This window comes from Ruegeria sp. BHSC029, from assembly GCF_059613085.1.
The window spans coordinates 261680-285977 of record NZ_JBXWRU010000004.1; the positions used below are offsets into that span (position 1 = coordinate 261680).

Genomic DNA, 24298 nt, shown 5'->3' on the forward strand with positions numbered 1-24298 from the left:
TCCACGGAAGGGAAAGTCATGACCGAACCTGCCGACCTCGTCTCCGAGATCGAAGCGCTGGAAGAGAAACTGCAACAGGCCAAATCCTCGATCACCCGCCGCTTCATCGGGCAGGAGAGGGTCGTCGACCTGACGCTGACGGCGCTGCTGTGTGGCGGTCATGCCCTGCTGATCGGGCTGCCGGGCCTGGGCAAGACGCGGCTGGTCGAAACCCTGTCGACCGTCATGGGCCTGCATGGCAACCGCATCCAGTTCACCCCCGACCTGATGCCGGCCGACATTCTGGGGTCCGAGGTTCTGGACACCGCCGAGGATGGCAGCCGCAATTTCCGATTCATTCCCGGCCCGATCTTCTGTGAACTCTTGATGGCGGACGAGATCAACCGCGCCAGTCCGCGCACCCAGTCGGCGCTGCTGCAGGCGATGCAGGAACGCACGGTGACCGTCGCGGGCGAGGATCGCGCGCTGGGCGTGCCGTTCCACGTGCTTGCCACCCAGAACCCGATTGAACAGGAGGGCACCTATCCGCTGCCCGAGGCCCAGCTGGACCGTTTCCTGGTGCAGGTCGACGTGAACTATCCCGACCGCCAGACCGAGCGTGACATCCTGCTGGCCACCACCGGCGTGGCCGAGGAAGAGGCGCACCAGATCTTCACCAAGGAAGAATTGCTGGCCGCGCAGGTTCTGCTGCGCCGGATGCCGGTGGGCGAGTCGGTTGTTGAACTGATCCTCGATCTGGTGCGCGCGTTCCGCCCCGAAGAACCCGGCGTGTCCGAGCGCGTGTCCGAGACCGTCGCCTGGGGCCCGGGTCCGCGCGCGGCGCAGGCGCTGATGATGACGGTGCGGGCGCGGGCGATGCTGCAGGGCAGGCTGGCTCCCAATGCCGAAGACGTGCTGGACATGGCGCGCCCTGTGCTCAGCCACCGGATGGCGCTGAACTTCGCCGCGCGGGCGCGCGGTGACAGCCTGCCCGACCTGATCGAAACCACCGCGGCCGGGCTTGTCCGGGCCGAGGCGGCGGCGTGAACGCGGCCCGCACCCTTCGCGAAAGATCCGAGGCCGAGGCGTCCCGGCTGCCGCCGCTGCTGGCGCGGGCCGAACACCTGGCCGGAACCGTGCTGCTGGGCGATCACGGCCGGCGGCGTTCGGGGTTGGGCGATGATTTCTGGCAATATCGACCGGCCCAGATCGGCGACAGCCGGCGGATGATCGACCATCGGCGCTCGGCCCGCGGCGATCAGCAATATGTGCGCGAACGCGAATGGCAGATCGCGCAGTCGATCATGCTGTGGGTCGATCAGGGCGCCTCGATGCGCTTTGCGTCCGATAAATCCCTGCCCACGAAGGCCGACCGGGCGCGTTTGCTGGGGCTGGCCACGGCGATCCTGCTGGTGCGCGGGGGCGAGCGTGTGGGCCTGACCGGCACCACCCTGCCGCCCCGGCGCGGCAATGCCCAGATCATCCGGCTGGCGCAGGCCTTGTCCGAAGATACCGAGGCCGATTATGCCCCGCCCGAGCACCGCGCCATGATTCCCCATGCCCGCGCCGTGTTCATCTCTGACTTCCTCGGCCCGCTGGACGAGGTCGAACTGGCCCTGACCAAGGCTGCCGACCGCGGCGTGCGCGGTGTGCTGCTGCAGGTTCTGGACCCGGGCGAGGAGAACTTTCCCTATCGCGGGCGCACCATCTTCGAAAGCGTCGGCGGGACGGTCCGGCACGAGACACTGAAGGCGGGCGACCTGCGAGAGCGGTATCTGGCGCGGCTGGCGCGGCGCAAGGATGACCTGACGCGCCTGTGCCGGGTGACCGGCTGGCAGCTGGGCCTGCACCATACGGGCGACAGCGCGCAGGCGGCCTTGTTGTGGCTCTATCGTGCGCTGGACGGAGGGGCGCGATGACGGTTCTGGCGGGCATCGGCTTTACCGCCCCATGGGTGCTGCTGGGTCTGCTGACCCTGCCGATCCTGTGGCTGATCCTGCGCGCCGTGCCGCCCGCGCCGATCCGCCGGCTGTTCCCGGCGGTGACCCTCTTGCTGGGCCTGAAGGACGACGAGAGTGTATCCGACCGCACCCCGTGGTGGCTGCTGCTGCTGCGGATGCTGGCGGCAGCGGCGATCATCATTGGTCTGGCCGGCCCGGTGCTGAACCCGTCGCGCGACCAAACCGGATCGGGGCCGCTGCTGCTGGTGCTGGATGCCAGCTGGGCCGGGGCCACGCGCTGGCCCGCCACGCTGGAGCAGATCGACGCGCAGCTGACCGAAGCCGGGCGGGCCGGGCGCCCGGTGTCGATTCTGCGACTGACCGAGCCGGAACCGCCGGTTTTCCAGGCCGCCGAAGCCTGGCGCAACCGCCTGCCCGGACTGGTTCCGCAGCCGTGGCAGCCGGACGCGGCGCAGATCGAACAGGCGCTGGCCGACCTGTCGGCGGTCGAGGGCGGGTTCGACACGCACTGGTTCACCGACAAGCTGGACTATCCGGGCCGTGAAACCCTGCTGTCTGCACTTCAGGCGCGGGGCGCGGTCACGGTCTATCGCGCGGCGGCGCCGATCCTGGCGCTGCGGCCGGCCACCTATCAGGACGGGGCGATCCGGCTGACCGCGGTGCGCGCCACACCCGGTCCGGCGCAGACCGTCACCATCAATGCGCAGGGGCGCGACCCTGTGGGCGTGATGCGCCTGCTGCAATCGGTCGAGGTCAGCTTTGACAGCGGCGCGACCCAGGCGCAGGCCGATCTGGCGTTGCCGTCCGAACTGCGCGCCCGCATCACTCGGTTCGAGCTGCAGGGCCAGCGGTCGGCCGGGGCGGTGTCGCTGACCGATGACAGCCTGCGCCGGCGCGAGGTCGCCCTGATCGCCGGAACCGTCAATCGCGAGGGGCTGGAGCTGTTGTCGCCGCTGCACTACCTGACGCAGGTGCTGATCCCCACCGCCGATTTCGTCGAGGGCGGGCTGACCGAGGTTCTGCCCGCCAACCCGGATGTGATCGTGCTGGCCGATGTGGCCAAGCTGACCCCCAGCGAACAGGCCGGTTTGGTCGAATGGGTCGAACAGGGCGGGCTGTTGCTGCGCTTTGCCGGTCCGCACATGGCAGGCAGCGATCTGGGCCGCGATGCCGAAGACACGTTGCTGCCGGTGCGGCTGCGCAGCGGTGGCCGCTCGGTCGGCGGCGCGATGAGCTGGGGCGAAGCCAAGGGGCTGGCGCCTTTCCAGGAAGGCTCGCCCTTTTACGGGTTGCGCATTCCAGACGACGTGACCGTCAGCACCCAGGTGATGGCGCAGCCCGACCCGAACCTGGCCGACCGGGTGATCGCCGCGCTGTCGGATGGCACCCCGCTGGTGACGCGCAAGCCACTGGGCCTGGGTCAGGTGGTGCTGTTCCACGTCACCGCCGATGCCGAATGGTCGACTCTGCCGCTGTCGGGCCTGTTCGTCGAAATGCTGGACCGGCTGGCCGTGGCCTCGGCCGCCAAGACGCGGCAGGTCGAACAGCTGCAAGGCACCACGTGGGAGCCGATTCAGGTGATGGACGGGTTCGGAACCTTGTCTGATGCGGGCAATCTGGCCGGTGTCGATGGCCCTGCGCTGATATCCGGCGCCCTTGGCCCCGACTTGCGCCCGGGTCTGTATGAAAGCGGCAAGCAGAAACTGGCCCTGAACGTGCTCACCGAGGACAGCACGCTGCGCCCGATAAGTTGGCCTGCGGATGTGCCGATCAAGGGGCAGGAGGTCAGTGCCGAAACGCCGATCGGGGGTCTGCTGCTGAGCCTGGCCCTGATCCTGCTGGCGGTTGACGTCGTGGCCTCGCTGGCGCTGTCAGGGCGCCTTGGGCTGGCCCGGGCGGCGGCGGTCGCGCTGGGTGCGGTTCTGATCGCACCGCAGGCGCAGGCGCAGACGCCTGAAGAGACTGAATTCGCCCTGCAGGCGACCAAGGAATTGGTTTTGGCCCATGTACTGACCGGCAATGCCCAGATTGACGACGTCGCCCATGCCGGGCTGCGCGGCCTGTCGCAAACTCTGTTTTATCGCACGTCCGTCGAACCGGCCGAGCCTATGGGCGTGGACCTTGAACGTGATGAACTGGCCTTCTTCCCGCTGCTCTACTGGCCGATCACGCCGGATCAGCCCCAGCCTTCGGCCGAAGCTTATGCCAAGCTGAATGGCTATCTGCGGTCGGGCGGGATGATCCTGTTTGATACGCGGGACGCCAACATCGCTGGGTTTGGCGCCTCGAGCCCCAATGGCCGCAAGTTGCAGCAACTGGCTGCTCCGCTGAATATTCCTGCGTTGGAGCCTGTTCCGCGCGATCACGTCCTGACCCGCGCGTTCTACCTGTTGCAGGATTTCCCCGGCCGCTTTGCCGGAACCGAGGTCTGGGTCGAGGCCGCGCCGCTGGACGCCGAACAGATCGAAGGCATGCCCTTCCGCAACCTCAACGACAACGTCACCCCGGTGGTGATCGGTGGCAACGACTGGGCCGGGGCCTGGGCAATCGACCGGAACGGGCAGGCGCTGCTGCCGGTCGGGCGCGGCTATGCCGGAGAACGCCAGCGCGAGCTGGCCAATCGGTTCGGCGTCAACCTGGTCATGCACGTGCTGACCGGGAACTACAAATCCGATCAGGTGCACGTGCCTGCTCTGCTTGACAGGTTGGGCCAATGACCGGTTCCGTCATCTTTGACCCGCTGATCCCGTGGCCTGTGCTGGTGGTCATCGGTTCGATCGCTTTGGCCGCGACGGTTCTGGCGCTGTGGCGCGGGCTGTCAGGTTGGGCGTTGCGCGGACTGGCCGCGCTGGTGCTGTTGGCAGCCTTGTCCGGCCCGGTCTACCAGATCGAGGACCGCGCCCCGCTGACCGACATCGTGTTGATGATCGAGGATGAAAGCGCCAGCCAGACCCTGTCGGACCGCGCCGAACAGACCGCGCAGACCGCCGAGGCCCTGGCCGCCGAGATCGAGGCCCGCGACAACACCGAACTGCGCCGCATCACCGTGGGCGACGGCGACGGAGACGAAGGTACCCAGGTGATGGCGGCGCTGAATGCCGCGCTGGCCGAGGAACCGCGCGCCCGGATCGCCGGAATTCTGGTCCTGTCGGACGGCCTCGTGCATGACGTCGATCAGGCCCCCGACCTGCCCGCGCCGATGCACCTGTTGCAGACCGGTCGCGCGCAGGACTGGGACCGCCGCCTGATCGTGCGTAATGCGCCGGCCTTTGCCATCATCGACGAGCCCGTCACTCTGACCTTGCGGGTCGAAGACAGTGGCGCGGTGCCCGCCGGTCCGGCGTCCGCCCCGCTCGAGATTGCGGTGGACGGGGGCGAGCCGCAGCAATTCAGTATCCCGATCGGTGTGGATGTCGAGCTGCCGGTGACCCTGCCCCATGGCGGGCGCAACGTCATCCAGTTCACGGTTCCGCAGGCCGACGGCGAACTGACCGACCGCAACAACACCGCCTTGATCCAGATGAACGGCGTGCGCGACCGGCTTCGGGTTCTGTTGGTCTCGGGCGAGCCGCATCCGGGCGGGCGAACCTGGCGCAATCTGCTGAAATCCGACAGCTCGGTCGATCTGGTGCATTTCACCATCTTGCGCCCACCCGAGAAACAGGACGGGGTTCCGGTGGACGAACTGTCGCTGATCGCATTCCCCACGCGCGAGTTGTTTCTGGAGAAGATCAACGATTTCGACCTGATCATCTTTGACCGCTACAAGCGGCGCGGCATCCTGCCCGCGATCTATCTGGACAACGTGACCAACTACATCAATGACGGCGGTGCGGTGCTGATTGCGGCCGGGCCTGACTTTGCCACCGCCGACAGCATCTTCCGCTCGCCCCTGTCTGCGATCCTGCCGGCGCAACCCTCGGCCCGGGTCATCGAAGAACGCTACGTGCCCACGGTGACAGACCTGGGCCAGCGTCATCCGGTGACCGCCGATCTGGGTGAGACGGGAGACTGGGGCGCATGGCTGCGGCAGATCGACGTAAAACAACGCTCGGGTGAGTTGCTGATGACCGGCGTCGACGACCGCCCGCTGCTGGTACTGGACCGGGTAGGGGAAGGGCGCGTGGCGCTGCTGGCCTCGGACCACGCCTGGCTGTGGAGCCGCGGCTACGAGGGCGGTGGCCCGCAGTTGGAATTGCTGCGCCGCCTTGCCCACTGGATGATGAAAGAGCCCGAGCTTGAAGAAGAGGCGCTGTGGGCAGAGGCCAACGGGCAGTCAATGCGCATCATCCGCCAGACCCTGAACGAAGAGGTTGGCCCCGTCACGGTCACCCGACCCAATGGCGACACGCTTGAAGTGCCCTTGCGAGAATTGTCCCCCGGCCGGTTCGAGGCGCAGTATTTCGGCCCTGAAATTGGGCTTTATCGCCTGCAGGAAGGTGAGCTGTCCTCGGTCATCGGCCTTGGCCCTGCGGCGCCGCGGGAATTCGAACGCACCATCGCAACCGCTGAAATCCTTGAGCCGGTCATGGCCGGGATGCGCGGCGGGGTGATCCGGGTCGAGGACGGGCTGCCGGCAATCCGCAACGTGCGCGCAGGGCGTCCTGCGGCCGGGCGTGGCTGGATCGGTCTGACCCCGCGCGAGGCATATGAAACCCGTGACGTGACCCAGGCCGGACTGTTGCCGCCCTGGCTGGTGCTGCTGCTGGCGGGTGGCTTCCTGCTGGCGGGCTGGCTGCGCGAAGGTCGGCGCTGACCGACCTTTGGCCTTAAACAGATTTTCACGGTCTGCGGGAATGCTGATCCCGAACCGACCGGGAAGATGACCATGAGTCTTGCAGAAAAACTGGCACAGGAACGGCGGGCGCGTCTGGCCGCCGAACGCATGCTTGCACTCAAGCAGAGTGAACTGTCCGAGGCCAATCGCAAGCTGGGCGAATATGCGATGGCCCTGACCAAACGTATCGGCGAGACCGAGGCCGAGGTCGAATCCGTGCGTGGCGAGAATGAAAAGGTCAAATCGGACCTGACCGTTGCAAATGCCAAGATCGAAGTGGCCGAACGCCGCCTCTGGCACTCGATCCAGACGATCCAGGACGGTTTCGCCTTCTTCGACGGCAGTGATCGGTTGATCAGCGCAAATACGGCCTATCTGAGCGTATTCGAAGGACTGGACGAGGTCGCGCCCGGGATTTCATACCCCCGCATTCTTGATCTGCTGACCACCGAGGGCATCATCGATATCGGGTCGGAACCGGCTGAGGCGTGGAAAACCCGCATGATGCGCCGCTGGACCCGGATCAACCCGCCGCCCGAAGTGATCCAGCTGTGGAATGGGCAATATATCAAGCTGATCGACCAGCGCGGCCAGGGTGGCGATGTGGTCAGTCTGGCCCTGAACATCACGGCCTCGGTCCAGCATGAGGCGCAACTGCAGGCCGCGCGCGAAAAGGCCGAGGCCGCCAACCGGGCCAAGTCGGCTTTCCTTGCCAATATGAGCCATGAGATCCGGACCCCGATGAATGGCATCGTCGGGATGACCGACCTGCTGTCGGAAACCCCTCTGAATGAGGAGCAGAGGCTTTATGTCGAGACAATCCGAAATTCGGGGGACGCGCTGCTGGTCATCATCAATGACGTTCTGGACTATTCCAAGATCGAAGCGGACAAGCTTGTGCTGCATCCGGAGGATTTCGATCTTGAACGTTGCATTCTCGAAGTTGCGATGCTGCTGCAGCCCACGGTGCGCGACAAGGGGCTGACCTTGCTGGTCGACTATGACCTGTTCCTGCCGACGCTGTTCGTGGGCGATCCGGGCCGGGTGCGTCAGGTGCTGACCAATCTGGTGGGCAACGCGGTCAAATTCACCGCCCAAGGCCATGTTCTGATCCGGGTCACCGGAGTACCGCATGCCGATCAGAAGACCTGCGACATCCATATTGCGATTGAAGACACCGGAATCGGCATCGAAGCGGAGAAGATCGAGCACATATTTGGCGAGTTCAATCAGGTTGAAAACGAAAAGACCCGCGCCTTTGACGGCACTGGCCTTGGTCTGGCCATCACCAAACGCCTGATTACATTGATGGGTGGCTCGATCTGGGTCGAGAGCGAGGCCGGCAAGGGGTCGTGCTTTGGGTTCCGGATCACACTGCCCACCGCCGAAGGCCCTCAACCGGCTCCGCCTGCCTTGGCGGACAGGTTGAAACATGTCCTCGTGGTCGAGGATCTGGCGGTCAATCGGGCCATTCTGAACAAGCAGCTGCGGCGTTTGGGGGCCGAGGTGACGGTTTGCGCCACAGGCACCGAAGCGTTGAGGGCGGTGGATGCGTCGGTCGACCTGATCCTTTGCGATCACGATCTGCCTGACATGGACGGGCTGGATTTGGCGGAAACTCTGCGCAAGCGAGGCTGGTCCGACGTTCCGATCGTGCTGATGTCCGCAAACCCGGCCATCGTGCACACCGATCCGAACCATCGGCTGATACAAGGGGTGGTTCAGAAGCCGATCCCACGGGCCGAGCTGTTCTCACGGCTTCAGGCGCTGGACGCGGCTGTGTTGCCTGCGCCTGTTTCCCCGCCCTGCCGCGCGGAACCGGCCCAATCGCCCGGCGGAGACACGAAGCTGCGCAAGATGCGGGTTCTGGCCGCCGAGGACAATCGCACCAACCAGTTGATCCTGAGCAAGATGACCAAGGATCTGAACATAGACCTCAAGCTGGTGGCCAACGGACTTGAGGCTGTCGAAGCCTTTGCGGAATTCGCCCCTGACCTGATCCTCATGGACATCTCGATGCCCAAGATGGACGGAAAGCAGGCCACGGGTGAGATCCGTAGACGCGAAATCGGCACAGGGCAGCATGTGCCGATCGTGGCGCTGACCGCTCATGCCTTGGCGGGTGACGAGCACAGCATCCTAGCGGCCGGGCTGGATCACTACCTGACGAAACCGCTTCAGAAGAAGCTGATTTGCGAGATGATCCAGTCCAACTGCCCGACGGATGCGCAACCCGTCATTGTCGCGCCGGCCGGTGCGGTCTAGGCTGTCGCTATGTAACAGGAACGAGGTTTTCGCCCCCGCGCTTTGGGTGAAATAGCAATACGCTGCGCCGACATGGCAGCGATGGTCGATTTCTATGAAAACGTCATCGGGCTGACCCGCCTGCATGGCGGTCATGACAGCGCCATCACATTCTTTCGGATTGCGGAAGGGTTCGAAGGACACACACAAGTTCTGGCGCTGTTTCACCATGGGGCAGCGCCGCGGCCGGGTTTGCACCCCACCGGTGCCGACAAACCCATGACCGGGGCGCAATCGTCGTTGCACCATATCGCCTTGTCTCTTCCTTTTGCGGAACAGGAGGCCGTCATGCGCTGGTATGATCAAATCGGCCAGCCCTATCGCGTCGAACGGTTCGGCTGGATCGGTTGGCGCGGCGTATTTACCACGGACCCCGAGGGCAACACGGTCGAACTGGTGGCGTATGATGCCTCGATGCTGGATCAGGCCTGATAGGGGCGCACGAATACCGGTTTGTCCGGCTCGGACAGGTCTGCGCGATAGACATAGCCGCCGGAGTCGAAATCCCGCAGGCCCGCAGGGTCGGTCAGCCGGTGCTGGATGATGTACCGCGCCATCGAGCCGCGAGCCTTTTTGGCGAAGAAGCTGACGATCTTCGGTGCGCCGTCCTTGTCCTCCATGAAGACAGGGGTGATGACCCGCAGTTTCAGCGCCTTGGGGGTCACCGCGCCGAAATACTCCTGGCTGGCGCAGTTCACTAGCGTACCGGTGCCGATCTCGTCGGCCTGCGCATTCAGCGCCTTGCTCAGCTGGTCGCGCCAATAGTCGTACAAGGACGTGCCGCGTCGGGTCTTCAGCCGGCTGCCCATTTCCAGCCGATAGGGCTGAATGGCGTCCAGCGGGCGCAACAGGCCATAAAGCCCCGACAGGATGCGCAGATGGTTCTGCGCCCAGGCCAGTTCGTCGACGTCCAGCGAAGCGGCCTCGAGCCCCTGATAGGTGTCGCCGGCAAAGGCCAGCGCGGCTGGGCGGGTGGCCTCGGGCTGCGGCGCGTCGGCAAAGGCGCGGAACCGGTCACGGTTCAGTCGGGCCAGATCGTCACTGAGGCTCATAAGCCTTTTCAGATCCCCCAGTGTCAGGTTGCGCGCGGTCTTCGCCAACCGGATCGCATCGTCCTGAAAATCGGGCCGGGTCGGTGCCACGTCCCGCTCTGCCCAGTCCAGCCGTTTGGCCGGAGAGATCACCACCAGCATGTCTGCCCCCTTGTTCGTGCCTGCCCGTCGATACCTAGCCCGCTGCGCGAAGCACGTCCAGAAAGGCGGCCGCGAAACGTTCGGCGCGGCGGTCGCCCAGCACCTGTTCCAGAGTGCGCGCGTCGTCCGGGCGCATCTGCGCCACCTTGGCCAGTTGCGAAGCCGAGCAGCTGAGTGGTTTGTCGATCCCGTCCGGGCCTCGGGCCAACTGCGCCTGCACCTCGAGCAGACGGTCATAGATATTTCCCTGCTCACGCCCGGCCAGCTTGCGGCGCGCCGGGTGGACCGCCTGCGCCTCGCCCGCGACCACTTCAAGGAAGGTGTCGCCGTAGCGGTCCAGCTTTTTCGCGCCAACACCGCCGATCCGGGCCATCTCGTCCAGGGTCATGGGGCGTTGTTCCGCCATCTCGATCAGCGTGCGGTCGGGGAAGATGACATAGGCGGGCACGCGGGCGGCCTCGGCCAGCGCGCGGCGCTTGGCCTTGAGCGCCGACAGCAGGGGCGCGTCTTCTTCCGAGACCATCATCTTGACCGCGGGCCGCCGGGTGGCCTTGCGCAGCGTGTCCTTGCGCAGGGTGATCTGCGCCTCGCCCTTCAGGATCGGCTTGGCGGCCTCGGTCATGCGCAGGGCGCCGTGGCGTTCGGGGTCGGGGCGCACCAGGTCGTGGCCCATCATCTGCCGGAAGATCGCCTGCCATTGCGGGCGCGACCAGTCTTTGCCGATGCCGTAGGTGGGCAATTCGTCATGCCGCCGCGCACGGATCTTGTCGGTGTCATTGCCCAGCAGGATGTCGATCAGGTGGCCCGAGCCGAACCATTCCTCGGTGCGCAGGATCGCCGACAGGGCCATGCGCACGGGCGTGGTGCCTTCGAACAACTCGGGCGGGCTGTCGCACAGGTCGCATTTGCCGCAGGGCTGAGCCTCTTCCCCAAAATAGCCCAGCAGAGTCTGGCGGCGGCAATGCAACGCCTCGGCCAGACCCAGCAGCGCGTTCAGGCGGGCATGGTCGGCGGCGCGGCGTTCGGGCGGGGCCAGCCCCTCGTCGATCTGGCTGCGGCGCAGGCGGATGTCGTCGGGGCCGAACAGGGTCAGGGTCTCGGCCGGCCCACCGTCGCGGCCGGCGCGGCCGATTTCCTGGTAATAGGCCTCGATCGATTTCGGCAGGTCCGCATGGGCGACCCAGCGGATGTCGGGCTTGTCGATGCCCATGCCGAAGGCCACGGTGGCCACCACGATCAGCCCGTCCTCGCGCGCGAAGCGGGTTTCGACGATGCGGCGGTCCTCGGCCTCCATCCCGCCGTGATAGTGACAGGCGCTGTGGCCCTGTTCGCGCAGGGCCTGCGCCAGCACTTCGGTCTTGTTGCGGGTGCTGCAATAGACGATGCCCGACTGGCCGCGGCGTGCGTCTGCGAAATCCAGGATCTGTTTGCGCGGGCTGTCCTTGGCGGCAAAGGCCAGGTGGATGTTCGGGCGATCAAAGCCGCGCAGGAACTTGCGCGGGGGCGTGCCGTCGAACAGTTTCTCGACGATCTCGTCCTGGGTTTCCGCATCCGCCGTGGCGGTGAAGGCGGCCAAGGGCACGTTCAGCGCGCGCCGCAGCTCTCCGATCCGCAGATAGTCGGGGCGGAAATCATGGCCCCACTGGCTGACGCAATGCGCCTCGTCCACAGCGATCAGGCTGACGTTGATCCGCCGCAGCATCCCCGGCGCCGACCCGGCGGCCAGCCGCTCGGGCGCCATATACAGCAGTTTCAGCCGCCCGGCCTCGAGCGCCTCCCACACGGCATCGGTTTCCTCGGGTGTGTTGCCCGAGGTCAGCGCGCCGGCCTCGACCCCGGCCTCTTGCAACCCCCGCACCTGGTCGCGCATCAGGGCGATCAGCGGCGAAATCACCACCGTGACCCCGTCGCGCAGCAGGGCAGGCAGTTGGAAACACAGGGATTTGCCGCCCCCGGTGGGCATGATGGCCAGCACGTTCTCGCCGGCGGTCACGGCATCGACGATCTCTTCCTGCCCGGGGCGGAACTCATCGAATCCAAAGACATCTCGCAGCAGAGGCGCGGCGTCGAACATGTGCGGGGGTGCCCTGTTTCAAGATTTGACTGCTCTTGAACGGACAATCACACAGTCGGAATCGGGGAACAAGAGGTCAGTAGAAATAGACCGCGTTGTTGATAAGGATGATCCGCAGCGCATAGACCCCGATCAGCACCACCAGAGGCGTCAGGTCCAGACCGCCCATGTTGGGCAGAATGCGGCGGATCGGGCCGTATATCGGCTCGAGCAGGCGGTTCAGGCCGTACCAGATCTGGGCGACCAGCTGTTGATGCAGGTTCAGGACCTGGAAGTTGATCAGCCAGCTCATGATCACATGGGCCAGGATGATGAACCAGACGATGTCCAGGATCAGCAGCAGGATTTGGATCAGCGACAGCATGGGCACCTCGTTTTCCGTACGGCCTGAGACCTAAGTGCCCAAGCGGCAATAGGCAAGCCCGCAGTCACAGAACGCTTGCGAAATGGCCCAAAGGCCCGTCTTATGAAATCAAAAGCAGGCAAGGGGCAGAGATGGCAGAGATTTCCAAGCGCAGGCGCATCTGGGGCTGGTGGTTTTTCGACTGGGCCAGCCAGCCGTATCACACCCTGTTGGTGACCTTTGTCTTTGGCCCGTATTTCGCCGGTGTTGCGGCTGAATATTACGCAACCGCCGGGATGGATGCCGAAGCTGCCGCCGCGCAGGCGCAGGCGGTCTGGGCCAACTGCCTGACGATCACCGGTCTGATCATCGCTTTCGGCGCGCCGCTCTTGGGGGCGATGGCCGATGTCTCGGGGCGGCGCATCCCGTGGATCTTTGCCTTTTCGGTGATGTATGCCGTGGGCTCCGCGGCGCTGTGGTTCACGCTGCCGGACGGGTCGAACATGTGGCTGATGCTGTCGGCCTTCGGTCTGGGCTTCGTGGGGGCCGAATACGCGCTGATCTTCATCAACTCGCAACTGCCCGATTTGGGGGACGACGATGAGGTGGGCGAGATCTCGGGCTCGGGCTTTGCCTTCGGCTATTTCGGCGGGCTGATTTCCTTGGCGATCATGCTGGCGCTGTTCGTCGAGCAGCCCAACGGGAAGACGCTGATCGGGATGGAGCCGCTGTTCGGTCTGGACGCCGGCGCGCGGGAAGGCACGCGTTTCGTGGGGCCGTTCACCGCCGGGTGGTTCATCCTGTTCATGGTCCCGTATTTCCTGTGGGTTCGCGACGATCCTGCCGCCGACAAGAAAGGCAGCGTATCCGAGGCGCTACGCCTGCTGGGCAAATCCGTGGCCGCCTTGCGGTACCGGGTCAGCCTTGCCAGCTATTTGGGGTCATCGATGTTCTACCGGGACGCGCTGAACGGGCTGTACAGTTTCGGCGGCGTCTATGCGCGGCTGGTGCTGGAATGGGACCTGATCAAGATCGGCGTCTTCGGCATCATCAGCGTGCTGGCTTCGGCAGTCTTCGCCTGGATCGGCGGAAAGCTGGACCGGAAATTCGGCCCCAAGCCGGTGATCCTGACCGCGATCTGGGTTCTGATCCTGGTCTGCACCACCATCGTGTCGATGGACCGGACGCAGATCTTCGGCATCGCCCTGCCCCAAGGGTCGGGCCTGCCGGACATGGTGTTCTTTGGCTGCGGCATCCTGATCGGCGGGATGGGGGGCATTCTGCAATCGGCCAGCCGTTCGTTGATGGTGCGCCACACCGACCCGGCCGCCCCGGTCGAGAGCTTTGGCCTCTATGGTCTGTCGGGCCGCGCCACCGCTTTTGCCGCGCCTTTGCTGATCGGAATTGCAACAACCGCGACCGGCAGCGCTCGGTTGGGGGTGTCTCCGATCGTCGGGTTGTTTATTCTGGGATTGTTCCTAATGCGCTGGGTCAAACCGGAAGGGGATCAGAGCAGATGATTTCATTACGTTTTTTGGTATTTTTGGCAGGAATTGCGCTGGCCGGGGCGGCTGGGGCCCAACCGCTGGCCAAGCAGTTGTTCGGGGCTCAGAAGTACAGTTCGCAACAAAAGCCGGCCGCTTTCGGCAGTTATTCGCGCGGATGCGCCGCCGGATCGGTGCAACTGCCCGAGACCGGACCCACCTGGCAGGCGATGCGTCTGTCGCGCAACCGCAACTGGGGCCACCCGCAGTCCATCGACTTCGTGCAGGACCTCAGCCGTTTTGCGGCAAAGCAACCGGGGTGGAACGGGCTTTACATCGGGGATATCAGCCAGCCGCGGGGCGGGCCTATGACCTCGGGCCACCGCAGCCACCAGCTTGGCTTGGACATCGACATCTGGATGCTGCCCGGTGACAACATGCGCCTGTCGCGCAAGGCGCGCGAGAACATCTCGTCGATCTCCTTGCGGCGCTCGAACGGCGCCTATGTGAACGGCAACTGGACGAAACAGCACCACGCCATCCTGCGCGAGGCGGCCAAGGACAAACGCGTGGCCCGCATCTTCGTGTTTCCGGGCGCCAAGGTGCAGATGTGCAAGGAAGAGAAGGGCAACCGTGCCTATCTGCGCAAGATCCGGCCCTGGTGGGGGCATCATTATCACTTCCACGTCCGGCTGAACTGCCCGCGCGGCTCGCGCGGGTGCGTCAATCAGGATCCGCCGCCCAAGGGTGACGGCTGCGCCGAGGCCGAACAGTGGGTGCGCAACATCCTGAACCCGCCGCCGCCCGACCCCAACGCGCCGCCTCCGAAGAAACGTCGTGAGTATGTTCTGGCGGATCTGCCCCAGCAATGCGCCGCCGTCTTGCAGTCCAACTGATCGCCAGCCTGTTTCTGGCCGGTTCCGCCTGGGCGGTCGAAGTCAAATCGGCCGAATATCTGGGCAGCTTTGCATGGCGCGCCGGCCATGACTGGTTCGGCGGGTTTTCCGCCATCCATGTCTCGGATGACGGGCAGCGCGCATGGGTGCTGAGCGACCGCTCCACCCTGGCATCGGTCCGCATCGACCGGGATGGGGATGAGATTGTCGGCATCCGTATTGTTGGCCACTGGCCGGTTCTGTCCAGCCGGGGACGGATCATGCCCGGCAGCTCGGGTGACTCCGAGGGGCTGGCGCTGGCGCCGGATGGCAGCTTCTTCATTTCGTTCGAAGGCGTGCATCGCGTGGCCCGTTATGCCGCGCCCGGTGCCCATGCTCAGGTGCTGCCGCGGCCCAAGGCCTTTGACGCGCTCGACCAGAATGGTTCGTTCGAGGGGCTGGCCATCGACGCGCAGGGCCGCCTGTACACGTTGCCCGAGAAAAGCCGCACGGCAAATGGCGACATTCCGGTCTATCGCTGGAACGGGCGCGCCTGGTCCACGCCCTTCGTCCTGGCGCAGCGGGACGGTTTTCTGCCCGTAGCGGCCGATTTCGGCCCGGACGGGCGGTTCTACGTGCTGGAACGCGCGGTCTCGCTGACCGGGTTCCGGTCGCGTTTGCGTCGGTGGCGGATCGCGGGTGATACACCTGCGGCCGAGGAAATCCTGTTCCAGACCGGAACCGGAACCCATGACAATCTCGAGGGGCTGTCGGTCTGGCGCGACGGGCAGGGGCGGTTGCGGGCCACGATGATCTCGGACGACAACTTTCTGGCCCTGCAGCGTACCGAACTGGTCGAGTATCTGCTGCCGGATTGACACGGGCCGATCCCGGGTCTAGAAGCGCGGCTTGCCTTGGGACGGTCCCTTGGCCAAGTCGCCGCTACCTTGTCAAAACGGGCATCAGAACATGCAACGCAACTTTATCCCCGGCATTCTTGCCATGGCCGCCATCGTCGTGGCCTCGAACATCCTGGTCCAGTTCCTGATCTTTGATGGGCTGTTGACCTGGGGTGCCTTCACCTACCCGCTGGCCTTTCTGGTCACCGACATCATGAACCGCGTCTATGGCGTGGGCCCGGCCCGCAAGGTCGTCTTCGCGGGCTTCGTCACCGGCGTGATCTGCTCGCTGATCGGCAGCCAGATCATGCTGCAGGGCGACGGCTTCACCTACGTCGCCGTGCCGCTGCGCATCGCCGTGGCTTCGGGAACGGCGTTCCTGATCGCGCAGCTGACCGACGTCACCGTGTTCAACGCCATGCGTGAAGGCCGCTGGTGGCGCGCGCCGCTGGTATCCACCCTGGTCGGATCGGCGCTGGATACCGCGATCTTCTTCACCATCGCCTTCTCGGCCTCGGTGACCTTCTTCGGCGCCGATGCGGATGCGGCCATCAACTGGGCGTGGGAGCCTGTGCCCTTCATGCTGTCGGGCCCCGAGGCGCCTCTGTGGGTGACGCTGGCATTTGCAGACTGGCTGGTGAAGCTGTCGCTGGCTTTGGTCGCGCTTATCCCCTTCAAGGTGATCGTCGCGCGCCTGACCGCACAGCCCGCGTAAAAAACGCTTTGAGAATGGCACAAGTTGTGTCACCATCCTTTTCAACCGCAACAGATAGAAAAGGAGGTGATCCAGTGTCGAGAAAGAGATTGGAGAGAGGTGTCGGAACAACCGGGGGGACCGCCTGCTAGGGCAGCCCTTGGCGGAGCGCGCGCTCCGGCTGGTCGATTGATCTAACCGACCCGACCTCCTGAACTTTCGAAGGGCCGTCCCGCCGGGGCGGCCCTTTCTGTTTCCGGGTGGCGCCTGTAAGGTCGCGCCCATGTTGCGCATCACCGACGATATCACCCTGCACGATTGGGAAATGACCGAGAGCTTCATCCGCGCTTCGGGGCCCGGCGGGCAGAACGTGAACAAGGTCTCGACCGCGGTCGAGCTGCGCTTCGAGGCGGCGCGCTCGCCCTCGCTGCCCGATCCGGTCAAGGCGCGGCTGAAACGACTGGCCGGGCGGCGCTGGACCAAGGATGGTGCAATCATCATCCAATGCGACGAAACCCGCAGCCAGGCCCGTAACCGCGAGATCGCCCGCGCCCGTCTGGCCGAGCTGATCGGCAAGGCGCTGGTCAAACCCAAGCGGCGGATCGCGACGAAACCCACCTATGGATCGGTCAAGCGCCGGCTGGCGGCGAAAAAGGCCCGGTCCGACGTCAAGGCGCTGCGCGGCAAGGTGGCGGAAGATTGATCTGGCATCTTTCCCTGCCGTTGCTAGTCTGACCGCGACAGGCGGCAGGGAGGCAAGGCCATGAGGCTGGAGGGAAAAACCGCAATCGTGACCGGCGGCGCATCCGGGTTCGGGGCCGGGATCGTACAGAAATTCTTGTCCGAGGGCGCACGGGTGATGATCGCCGACATCAACGGGGATGCCGCGCGTCACATGGCGGCAACGCTGGGCCCTCTGGCCGATCACCACCAGGTTGATGTCTCCGACAGCGACTCAGTCCAGGCGATGGCGGACGCGGCTCTGGGACTTTACGGCCATCTCGACATTCTGGTGAACAATGCCGGTGTGACCCACCTGCCGACGCCGCTGGAGGAGGTCAGCGAAGAAGACTTCGACCGCGTCTATCGTGTGAACATGAAGTCGGTCTTTCTGACTGCGCGGGCGCTGGTGCCACATATGAAATCGCGCGGGGCGGGGGCGATCCTGAACGTCGCCTCGACCGCCGGATTGTCGCCGCGCCCGAATCTGAACTGGTACAACGCCTCCAAGGGCTGGATGATCACCGCGACCAAGACGATGGCGGTCGAACTGGCCCCCTCTGGTGTCCGCGTGAACGCGATCTGCCCGGTAGCGGGGGAAACGCCCCTGCTGAAATCCTTCATGGGCGAGGACACGCCCGAAATTCGCGCCAAATTCCTGTCGACCATCCCGTTGGGCCGGTTCTCGACCCCGCAGGACATGGGCAACGCCGCCTGTTTCCTATGCTCGGACGAGGCCAGCATGATCACCGGTGCCGCGCTTGAGGTGGACGGGGGCCGCTGTATCTGAACACCCCTTCATCTGGCCCGAAATATCCCCGCCGGAGGCAGCGCGCACCAGCGCGCTTTCCCGCAGTAAAGGACAAATCCGCATGACCCCCGGACCCAGAAACCTGATCACCGACGTACCCGGCCTGCTGGTGGGCAACGCTCAGGGCGCGGCTCTGAAATCCGGTGTCACCGTCCTGACCGGAGATCAGCCCCTGCGGGCCTCGGTTCATGTGATGGGGGGCGCCCCCGGCACGCGTGAGACCGATCTGCTGGCGGCCGACAAGACCGTCGACCGGGTGGATGCGATCGTGCTTTCGGGGGGCTCGGCCTTCGGGCTGGATGCCTGTTCGGGCGTGATGGATGCGCTGCATGCACAGGGTCGCGGGTTTCAGGTGGGGCCGGCTGTGGTGCCGATCGTACCCGGGGCGATTCTGTTCGACCTGCTGAACGGCGGCGACAAGGCGTGGGGTGAAAACCCGTACCGCGCCTTGGGCCGCGCCGCATTTGACGCCGCGGCGGAGACGTTCGATCTGGGCAGCGCCGGGGCCGGAACCGGCGCGCTGACGGCCATGTGCAAGGGCGGGCTGGGCTCTGCCTCGGCGGCGTTGCCTGGCGGCGTGACCGTGGGTGCGCTGGTTGCGGCCAACCCGCTGGGCAGCGTCACCACTCCGGGCGACCGGCATTTCTGGGCCGCCCCGTTCGAGATCGGGGCCGAGTTTGGCGGGCTGGGGCCGGATGCGGCGTCCGGTCTGGGGGACCCCGCGCCCAGCCGCAAGGCCCGGGCGATGGGCCATCCCCCGCCCGACAAGGCCAACACGACCATCGCCATCGTCGCCACCGATGCCGCCCTGACCAAACCGCAATGCCAGCGCATGGCGGTGGCCGCCCATGACGGGATCGCCCGCGCCATCCTGCCCGCCCACACGCCGGGCGATGGCGACCTGGTGTTCGGCGTCAGCACGGGACGGATCCCTTCCTCCGAGGCCGATCTGGCCCTGCTGAGCCATACTGCGGCTCAGTGCCTGACCCGCGCCATCGCACGCGCGGTCTACCAAGCGAAACCGGCGCCGGGCGACCTGTTGCCGTGCTGGTCGGATCTGCAAAATACGCCTTGAAAATATACCTTTTCGGCTGCGTCAGGTCGCCGCCGCGCGTCAAATTGCGCATTGACTCTGCGTGCGTTTGATACTGGTTAAAGGGCAGCCAATTCATATCGGAGCAACGCCAATGAAACGTATCATCGCGACTGCCATCGTCGGCCTGCTGGCTGTGCCGGCCCTGGCCGAAGGCGACGCCGAAGCCGGCGCCAAGACCTTCAACAAGTGCAAGTCCTGCCACATGATCGCAACGCCGGACGGCGAAGCCATCGTCAAGGGCGGCAAAACCGGGCCGAACCTCTACGGCATTGCAGGCCGTACCGCCGGCACCGAGGAAGGCTTCAAATACGGCGACAGCCTGGTTGCGGCCGGCGAAAAAGGTCTGGTCTGGGACGAAGAAAGCTTTGTCGCCTATGTTCAGGACCCCAAGGCGTTCCTGAAAGACTACCTGGGTGAAACCTCGGCCAAGTCGAAGATGACCTTCAAGCTGAAAAGCGGTGGCGAGGACGTCTTTGCCTATCTGCAGAGCGTTTCGGCCGAATAAGCCGCACTTGCTGAAAAATCGGAACAAGTACAAAAGGCCGCAGCCCTGCGGCCTTTCGTGCGCTTGATTGAAACGTCGATCATCGCCAGTTTTGTCGCAGACCAAAAAACACTGCGCCCAACCCGCCCGCGCATCGCGCCCAGTCGCCGATGCCGCCAGATCGACGCAGTCACATCAGGAGAGGACAGATGGGAATCATGATCCCGGCTTGGGTTCATGGCGAGCTGACACCCGTGGACAAGCTGGAAGCCCACGAAAAGGGGCTCAAGCACAAGGCGGTCTCGGTCTTCGTCGTGCGGGGCACCGAGATTCTGATGCAGCGCCGCGCGCTGGGCAAGTATCACACGCCCGGCCTGTGGGCGAATACCTGTTGCACCCATCCCGACTGGGACGAAAACTCCTCGGACTGCGCCGTGCGCCGCCTGCGCGAGGAGTTGGGCATTACCGGGCTGTATCCTGAATACCGGCACCGGCTGGAATATCACGCGGATGTCGGCAACGGGATGGTCGAGAATGAGGTCGTGGACGTGTTCCTGGCGCATGTGCGCGGACCCCTGAAGATCGAGCCGAACCCCGACGAGGTGATGGAGATCCGCTGGATCGACTATCACGACCTGCTGGCCGAAGTGCGCCGTCATCCCGAACGGTTCACCCCGTGGCTGAAGATCTATCTGCACAATCACGCCGACACGATCTTTGGCCCCGACCTGATCATCTCGGCCAAATCCTGACGCGCCCATCTTGCAAGGGCTGACGAAGCCGCATACATCACGGCGTCATGGCCAAACAGAAGACAGACCCCAACTACAAGGTGATCGCCGAAAATCGGCGGGCCCGCTTCGATTACGCGATCGAAGAGGATATCGAGTGCGGCATCGTGCTGGAAGGGTCCGAGGTCAAGTCTCTGCGCGCGGGCGGGGCCAACATCGCGGAAAGCTATGCCGCGGTCGAGGATGGCGAACTGTGGCTGATCAACAGCTACATCGCGCCCTACGAACAGGCCAAGGCGTTCAAGCACGAGGAGCGCCGCCGGCGCAAGCTGCTGGTGTCCCGCAAAGAGCTGTCGAACCTGTGGAACGCCACGCAGCGCAAGGGCATGACGCTGGTGCCGCTGGTGCTGTATTTCAACCACAAGGGCCGGGCCAAGCTGAAGATCGGCATCGCCAAGGGCAAGAAGATCCACGACAAGCGCGAAACCCAGGCCAAGCGCGACTGGTCTCGCCAAAAACAGCGCCTGCTGAAGGATCACAGCTGACCCGGGCTGCTCCGCGGATCAGGATGAATCAGAACGCCATGGTGGCCTGCACCGCCCGCTGCCAGCGCGCATAGGCCGCTTCGCGGTCAGCCTCGGGCAGGATCGGTTCGAACCGCTGGTCCAGCGCCCAGGTGTCGGCGAATCCCGCCTGATCGGGATAGACCCCGGCCTTCATCCCGGCCAGCCAGGCCGCGCCCAGCGCCGTGGTTTCCTGCATCACCGGCCGGTCGACCGGCGCGCCCAGAATGTCCGACAGACCCTGCATCGCCCAGTCGGACGCGCTCATCCCGCCATCGACCCGCAGGATCACGTCCGCGTCGGCGCCCCAGTCGCCCTGCATCGCGTGCCATAGGTCGCGGGTCTGGAAGGCGATGCTTTCCAACGTGGCTCGTGCGATCTCGGCCCGGCCCGAGTTGCGGGTCAGACCGAACATGGCGCCGCGGCAGTCGGGCTTCCAATAGGGCGCGCCCAGCCCGGTGAAGGCGGGCACCAGAACCACATGCTGGTTGGGGTCGGCCTGCGCGGCCAGTTCGCCGCTTTGCGGGGCCGAGTCGATGATCCGCAGCGCGTCGCGCAGCCACTGCACCGCCGCGCCCGCGATGAAGATCGAGCCTTCCAGCGCATAGGTCCGCTGACCGTCCAGCTGATAGGCGATGGTGGTCAGCAGGCGGTTTTTCGACTCCACCGGCTGCGTGCCGGTGTTGAGCAGCGCAAAACAGCCCGTGCCATAGGTGGATTTCATCATGCCCGGTTGGAAACAGGCCTGCCCGATCGTGGCGGCCTGCTGGTCACCGGCCACGCCCAGAATCGGGATCGCCCCGCCGAACAGGCCGGTCTGGCCGAAATCGGCCGCGCAGTCGCGCACCTCGGGCAGCATCGACAGCGGCACGTCCAGCAGATCGCAGATCTCGGCGCTCCAGTTGCCCCTGTGGATGTCGAACAGCAGGGTGCGCGCGGCGTTGGTGGCGTCGGTGGCGTGGACACGGCCCTCGGTCAGGCGCCAGATCAGGAAACTGTCGATGGTGCCGAACAGCAGCTCGCCCGCCTCGGCCCGGTCGCGCGCGCCGGGTACGGTGTCCAGTATCCACTTGACCTTGGTACCCGAGAAATACGGGTCGAGCAGCAGGCCGGTCTGGGCGGTCACGTCATCCTCGCAGCCCGCGTCGCGGAACCGCTGGCAGATTTCGGCGGTGCGGCGGTCCTGCCAGACGATCGCGTTGTGGATGGCCTTGCCGGTCGTCTTGTCCCAGACCACGGTGGTTTCGCGCTGGTTGGTGATGCCGATCCCGGCGATCTGGTCGGGCGAGGCACCGACCTCGTTTATCACCTGCCGGCAGACGTTCAGGACGCTGTCCCAGATTTCCTCGGGGTCGTGCTCGACCCAGCCTTCCTGTGGGAAATACTGGGTGAATTCCTGCTGTGCGGTGCCCACGCGCTGCATCTGCGCGTCGAACAGGATCGCGCGCGAGGACGTGGTGCCCTGATCGATTGCCAGAATAAAGGTCATGCCCGTGTTCCCCCCCGGTCGTCATTTTCAGGGGACATTAGGCGATTGGTCGGGGCCGTTCCAGACCCCAGTTTCAGGCCACAGGCACGTCGATATTGTCGATCAGGCGCACGCCTTCCAGCCAGGCGGTGGCGAACAGGCGCGCGGGGCGGGTGGCGGCGGTCAGCGGCGCAAGCGTTTCGGCGCAGCGCAGGTCGATATATTCCACTTCGGAAAAGCCCGCCGCCAGCAGCGTGTCGCGGGCCGGCCCCACCAGATCCGCGAATGCGGCGCCGCGCGCCAGCTGCCCGGCCATGTCCTGCATCACCGCATGCATCCGCGCCCCGGTCGCCAGCCCCTGGTCCGACAGGCGCAGATTGCGCGAGGACATCGCCAAACCCGAGGGCTCGCGCACGGTGGGGCGGCCGATCACCTCGATCGGGATGTCCAAATCACGGGCCATGCGGCGCACGACCATCAACTGCTGATAGTCCTTTTCCCCGAAATAGGCCCTGTCTGCCTGCGTCTGCAGGAACAGTTTCGCCACGACGGTCGCTACGCCGTCGAAATGTCCGGGGCGGAATTCGCCCTCCATCACGTCGGTCAGTCCGGCGACGGAGACGGTGGTGGCGAACCCGTCCGGATAGATCTGGTCAGGGTCGGGGACATAGATCGCATCAACCCCCAGCGGCGCCAGCTTGGCCGCGTCGTCCTGCTCGGTGCGGGGGTACTTGGCCAGATCCTCGGGGTTGTTGAACTGCTTGGGGTTGACGAAGATCGTCACGATCACCCGGTCGCAATCGGTCCGCGCCGCCTGTGCCAGCGACAGGTGCCCCTGATGCAGCGCGCCCATGGTGGGCACCACGCCGATGGTCTGGCCCGCGCTGCGCCAGGCCTGGGTCTTGGCGCGCAGCTCCGAAAGGGTGCGCAGGATGGGCGCGGTCATGCCTTGCCCCCCTTGGCAGGGGCCTGATCGGCAAACACATGTTCGGCCGCGGGGAAGGTGCGGGCGCGCACCTCGGCGGCGTATTCGGCGATGGCGGCCTCGGCCAGCGGGCCCAGATCGGCATAGCGTTTGACGAATTTCGGTTTGAAGGCCGTGAAAAAGCCCAACATGTCGTCAACCACCAGGATCTGACCGTCACAGCCGGCCGAGGCTCCAATGCCGATGGTGGGGATGGGCAGCTCGGCGGTGATCCGGTCGGCCAGCCCCTGCGGAACCTTCTCGAGCACGACCGAAAACGCCCCGGCCTCGGCCACGGCGCGGGCGTCGGCCAGCACCGTCTCGGCCTGTTCGTCGCGGCCCTGCACCTTATAGCCGCCGAGCGTGTTGATCGATTGCGGCGTCAGACCCACATGCGCCATCACCGGGATGCCGCGCTTGACCAGAAAGCGGATCGTCTCGGCCATCTCGACCCCGCCTTCCAGCTTGACCGCGCCGGCGCCGGTCTCGGCCATCAGCCGGGCCGCGTTGCGGAAGGCCTGCTCGGGGCTTTCCTCATAGCTGGCAAAGGGCATGTCGATGACCATCATCGCCGTCTCCAGCCCGCGCGCCACGGCCTGCCCGTGCAGGATCATCATCTCCATCGTCACGCCCAGGGTCGAGCTCAGCCCGTGCAGCACCATGCCCACGCTGTCACCCACCAGGACGAAATCGCAATGGGGATCCATCAGCCGGGCCATCGGCGTGGTATAGGCGGTCAGGCTGACCAGCGGATCGCCCCCTTTGCGGGCGCGGATATCCTCGGCATTCGGGGCTGTCTTGCGGGCGGTGGCGCTCATGCTCGCTCCTCGCGGGGTTCATGTTGCAGCGCGGCATAGCAGATCGGCAGGGGCCAGAGA

Annotated in this window: 22 protein-coding genes; 16 read left to right on the forward strand and 6 right to left on the reverse strand. The window is 65.3% G+C overall.

All coding sequences use genetic code 11. The features are described 5' to 3' along the window. Window positions 1-18 precede the first annotated feature (18 nt). The 6 genes from AC2FML_RS11325 (at window position 19) to AC2FML_RS11350 (ending at window position 9453) form a co-directional block, all read left to right on the forward strand. Window positions 19-1026, forward strand: a complete 1008-nt coding sequence (locus AC2FML_RS11325; protein ID WP_170364062.1) for an AAA family ATPase — start codon at window positions 19-21, stop codon at window positions 1024-1026. Further along, on the forward strand, window positions 1023-1898 hold the full coding sequence (locus AC2FML_RS11330; RefSeq protein ID WP_170457197.1) for a DUF58 domain-containing protein: 876 nt from the start codon (window positions 1023-1025) through the stop codon (window positions 1896-1898). The genes AC2FML_RS11325 and AC2FML_RS11330 overlap by 4 nt, the downstream gene beginning before the upstream one ends. Beyond that, window positions 1895-4657, forward strand: coding sequence for a DUF4159 domain-containing protein (locus AC2FML_RS11335; RefSeq protein WP_496783194.1), 2763 nt, complete (start codon window positions 1895-1897; stop codon window positions 4655-4657). Before AC2FML_RS11330 ends, AC2FML_RS11335 begins: the two co-directional genes overlap by 4 nt. Next, on the forward strand, window positions 4654-6696 hold the full coding sequence (locus AC2FML_RS11340) for a DUF7408 domain-containing protein (RefSeq protein WP_170529576.1): 2043 nt from the start codon (window positions 4654-4656) through the stop codon (window positions 6694-6696). The genes AC2FML_RS11335 and AC2FML_RS11340 overlap by 4 nt, the downstream gene beginning before the upstream one ends. 72 nt (window positions 6697-6768) lie before the next feature. Next, complete coding sequence (locus AC2FML_RS11345) at window positions 6769-8982, forward strand: response regulator (RefSeq protein ID WP_496783195.1); 2214 nt, start codon at window positions 6769-6771, stop codon at window positions 8980-8982. Window positions 8983-9024: 42 nt separating this feature from the next. Further along, window positions 9025-9453 (forward strand): VOC family protein, encoded by a 429-nt coding sequence (locus AC2FML_RS11350; RefSeq protein ID WP_496783196.1) that lies wholly within the window; start codon window positions 9025-9027, stop codon window positions 9451-9453. Here AC2FML_RS11350 and yaaA read toward each other — a convergent pair. The 3 genes from yaaA to AC2FML_RS11365 all read right to left on the reverse strand — a co-directional run bounded on the left by yaaA (window position 9444) and on the right by AC2FML_RS11365 (window position 12652). Then, the gene (gene yaaA / locus AC2FML_RS11355; protein WP_496783198.1) at window positions 9444-10214 is read right to left on the reverse strand and encodes a peroxide stress protein YaaA; all 771 of its coding nucleotides are present in this window, start codon (window positions 10212-10214) and stop codon (window positions 9444-9446) included. The genes AC2FML_RS11350 and yaaA overlap by 10 nt on opposite strands. Window positions 10215-10248: 34 nt before the next feature. Beyond that, entirely contained in the window at window positions 10249-12288 is a 2040-nt protein-coding gene (gene recQ / locus AC2FML_RS11360; protein WP_496783200.1) for a DNA helicase RecQ, read from the reverse strand. Between the two features lie 76 nt (window positions 12289-12364). Beyond that, window positions 12365-12652, reverse strand: coding sequence for a YggT family protein (locus AC2FML_RS11365; protein ID WP_005980077.1), 288 nt, complete (start codon window positions 12650-12652; stop codon window positions 12365-12367). A 131-nt stretch (window positions 12653-12783) separates the two neighbouring features. On the opposite strand from AC2FML_RS11365, the gene AC2FML_RS11370 reads away from it, so the two are divergent. The 10 genes from AC2FML_RS11370 (at window position 12784) to smpB (ending at window position 20970) form a co-directional block, all read left to right on the forward strand. After that, window positions 12784-14151 (forward strand): MFS transporter, encoded by a 1368-nt coding sequence (locus AC2FML_RS11370; protein WP_496783202.1) that lies wholly within the window; start codon window positions 12784-12786, stop codon window positions 14149-14151. Continuing rightward, window positions 14148-15011: a penicillin-insensitive murein endopeptidase gene (gene mepA / locus AC2FML_RS11375; protein ID WP_170391302.1), complete on the forward strand. Its 864-nt coding sequence runs from the start codon at window positions 14148-14150 to the stop codon at window positions 15009-15011. Before AC2FML_RS11370 ends, mepA begins: the two co-directional genes overlap by 4 nt. Continuing rightward, window positions 14984-15868, forward strand: a complete 885-nt coding sequence (locus AC2FML_RS11380; RefSeq protein WP_170582418.1) for an esterase-like activity of phytase family protein — start codon at window positions 14984-14986, stop codon at window positions 15866-15868. The genes mepA and AC2FML_RS11380 overlap by 28 nt, the downstream gene beginning before the upstream one ends. 91 nt (window positions 15869-15959) lie before the next feature. After that, entirely contained in the window at window positions 15960-16604 is a 645-nt protein-coding gene (locus tag AC2FML_RS11385) for a queuosine precursor transporter (RefSeq protein WP_170340977.1), read from the forward strand. Window positions 16605-16866: 262 nt separating this feature from the next. Continuing rightward, the gene (gene arfB, locus AC2FML_RS11390; protein ID WP_005980088.1) at window positions 16867-17286 is read left to right on the forward strand and encodes an alternative ribosome rescue aminoacyl-tRNA hydrolase ArfB; all 420 of its coding nucleotides are present in this window, start codon (window positions 16867-16869) and stop codon (window positions 17284-17286) included. Between the two features lie 60 nt (window positions 17287-17346). Then, on the forward strand, window positions 17347-18093 hold the full coding sequence (locus AC2FML_RS11395) for an SDR family oxidoreductase (protein WP_496736010.1): 747 nt from the start codon (window positions 17347-17349) through the stop codon (window positions 18091-18093). Window positions 18094-18175: 82 nt separating this feature from the next. Beyond that, complete coding sequence (locus AC2FML_RS11400; protein WP_496783204.1) at window positions 18176-19189, forward strand: P1 family peptidase; 1014 nt, start codon at window positions 18176-18178, stop codon at window positions 19187-19189. A gap of 112 nt (window positions 19190-19301) precedes the next feature. After that, window positions 19302-19715, forward strand: coding sequence for a c-type cytochrome (locus tag AC2FML_RS11405; protein WP_170405871.1), 414 nt, complete (start codon window positions 19302-19304; stop codon window positions 19713-19715). 188 nt (window positions 19716-19903) lie between these two features. Next, a complete protein-coding gene (gene idi / locus AC2FML_RS11410) occupies window positions 19904-20446 on the forward strand; it encodes an isopentenyl-diphosphate Delta-isomerase (protein WP_093964071.1) in 543 nt (180 codons plus the stop codon). A gap of 47 nt (window positions 20447-20493) precedes the next feature. Beyond that, window positions 20494-20970: an SsrA-binding protein SmpB gene (gene smpB / locus AC2FML_RS11415; RefSeq protein WP_170360447.1), complete on the forward strand. Its 477-nt coding sequence runs from the start codon at window positions 20494-20496 to the stop codon at window positions 20968-20970. A 28-nt stretch (window positions 20971-20998) separates the two neighbouring features. Here the strand turns inward: smpB and glpK are convergent, their stop codons facing one another. The 3 genes from glpK to panB form a co-directional block, all read right to left on the reverse strand. After that, window positions 20999-22477, reverse strand: coding sequence for a glycerol kinase GlpK (gene glpK, locus AC2FML_RS11420; protein WP_496736007.1), 1479 nt, complete (start codon window positions 22475-22477; stop codon window positions 20999-21001). Between the two features lie 73 nt (window positions 22478-22550). Continuing rightward, the gene (gene panC / locus AC2FML_RS11425; RefSeq protein WP_496783206.1) at window positions 22551-23402 is read right to left on the reverse strand and encodes a pantoate--beta-alanine ligase; all 852 of its coding nucleotides are present in this window, start codon (window positions 23400-23402) and stop codon (window positions 22551-22553) included. Further along, window positions 23399-24238 (reverse strand): 3-methyl-2-oxobutanoate hydroxymethyltransferase, encoded by an 840-nt coding sequence (gene panB / locus AC2FML_RS11430; RefSeq protein ID WP_170360453.1) that lies wholly within the window; start codon window positions 24236-24238, stop codon window positions 23399-23401. The genes panC and panB overlap by 4 nt, the downstream gene beginning before the upstream one ends. Window positions 24239-24298: the final 60 nt, after the last annotated feature.

Coding starts and splice junctions, on each gene's coding strand:
- glpK (WP_496736007.1), bottom strand. CDS start 22,477: ATGACCTTTATTCTGGCAATCGATCAGGGCACCACGTCCTCGCGCGCG.
- yaaA (WP_496783198.1), bottom strand. CDS start 10,214: ATGCTGGTGGTGATCTCTCCGGCCAAACGGCTGGACTGGGCAGAGCGG.
- AC2FML_RS11365 (WP_005980077.1), bottom strand. CDS start 12,652: ATGCTGTCGCTGATCCAAATCCTGCTGCTGATCCTGGACATCGTCTGG.
- AC2FML_RS11385 (WP_170340977.1), top strand. CDS start 15,960: ATGCAACGCAACTTTATCCCCGGCATTCTTGCCATGGCCGCCATCGTC.
- AC2FML_RS11345 (WP_496783195.1), top strand. CDS start 6,769: ATGAGTCTTGCAGAAAAACTGGCACAGGAACGGCGGGCGCGTCTGGCC.
- recQ (WP_496783200.1), bottom strand. CDS start 12,288: ATGTTCGACGCCGCGCCTCTGCTGCGAGATGTCTTTGGATTCGATGAG.
- AC2FML_RS11335 (WP_496783194.1), top strand. CDS start 1,895: ATGACGGTTCTGGCGGGCATCGGCTTTACCGCCCCATGGGTGCTGCTG.
- AC2FML_RS11370 (WP_496783202.1), top strand. CDS start 12,784: ATGGCAGAGATTTCCAAGCGCAGGCGCATCTGGGGCTGGTGGTTTTTC.
- panB (WP_170360453.1), bottom strand. CDS start 24,238: ATGAGCGCCACCGCCCGCAAGACAGCCCCGAATGCCGAGGATATCCGC.
- AC2FML_RS11380 (WP_170582418.1), top strand. CDS start 14,984: ATGCGCCGCCGTCTTGCAGTCCAACTGATCGCCAGCCTGTTTCTGGCC.
- panC (WP_496783206.1), bottom strand. CDS start 23,402: ATGACCGCGCCCATCCTGCGCACCCTTTCGGAGCTGCGCGCCAAGACC.
- AC2FML_RS11405 (WP_170405871.1), top strand. CDS start 19,302: ATGAAACGTATCATCGCGACTGCCATCGTCGGCCTGCTGGCTGTGCCG.
- smpB (WP_170360447.1), top strand. CDS start 20,494: ATGGCCAAACAGAAGACAGACCCCAACTACAAGGTGATCGCCGAAAAT.
- mepA (WP_170391302.1), top strand. CDS start 14,148: ATGATTTCATTACGTTTTTTGGTATTTTTGGCAGGAATTGCGCTGGCC.
- AC2FML_RS11400 (WP_496783204.1), top strand. CDS start 18,176: ATGACCCCCGGACCCAGAAACCTGATCACCGACGTACCCGGCCTGCTG.
- idi (WP_093964071.1), top strand. CDS start 19,904: ATGGGAATCATGATCCCGGCTTGGGTTCATGGCGAGCTGACACCCGTG.
- arfB (WP_005980088.1), top strand. CDS start 16,867: ATGTTGCGCATCACCGACGATATCACCCTGCACGATTGGGAAATGACC.
- AC2FML_RS11325 (WP_170364062.1), top strand. CDS start 19: ATGACCGAACCTGCCGACCTCGTCTCCGAGATCGAAGCGCTGGAAGAG.
- AC2FML_RS11395 (WP_496736010.1), top strand. CDS start 17,347: ATGAGGCTGGAGGGAAAAACCGCAATCGTGACCGGCGGCGCATCCGGG.
- AC2FML_RS11340 (WP_170529576.1), top strand. CDS start 4,654: ATGACCGGTTCCGTCATCTTTGACCCGCTGATCCCGTGGCCTGTGCTG.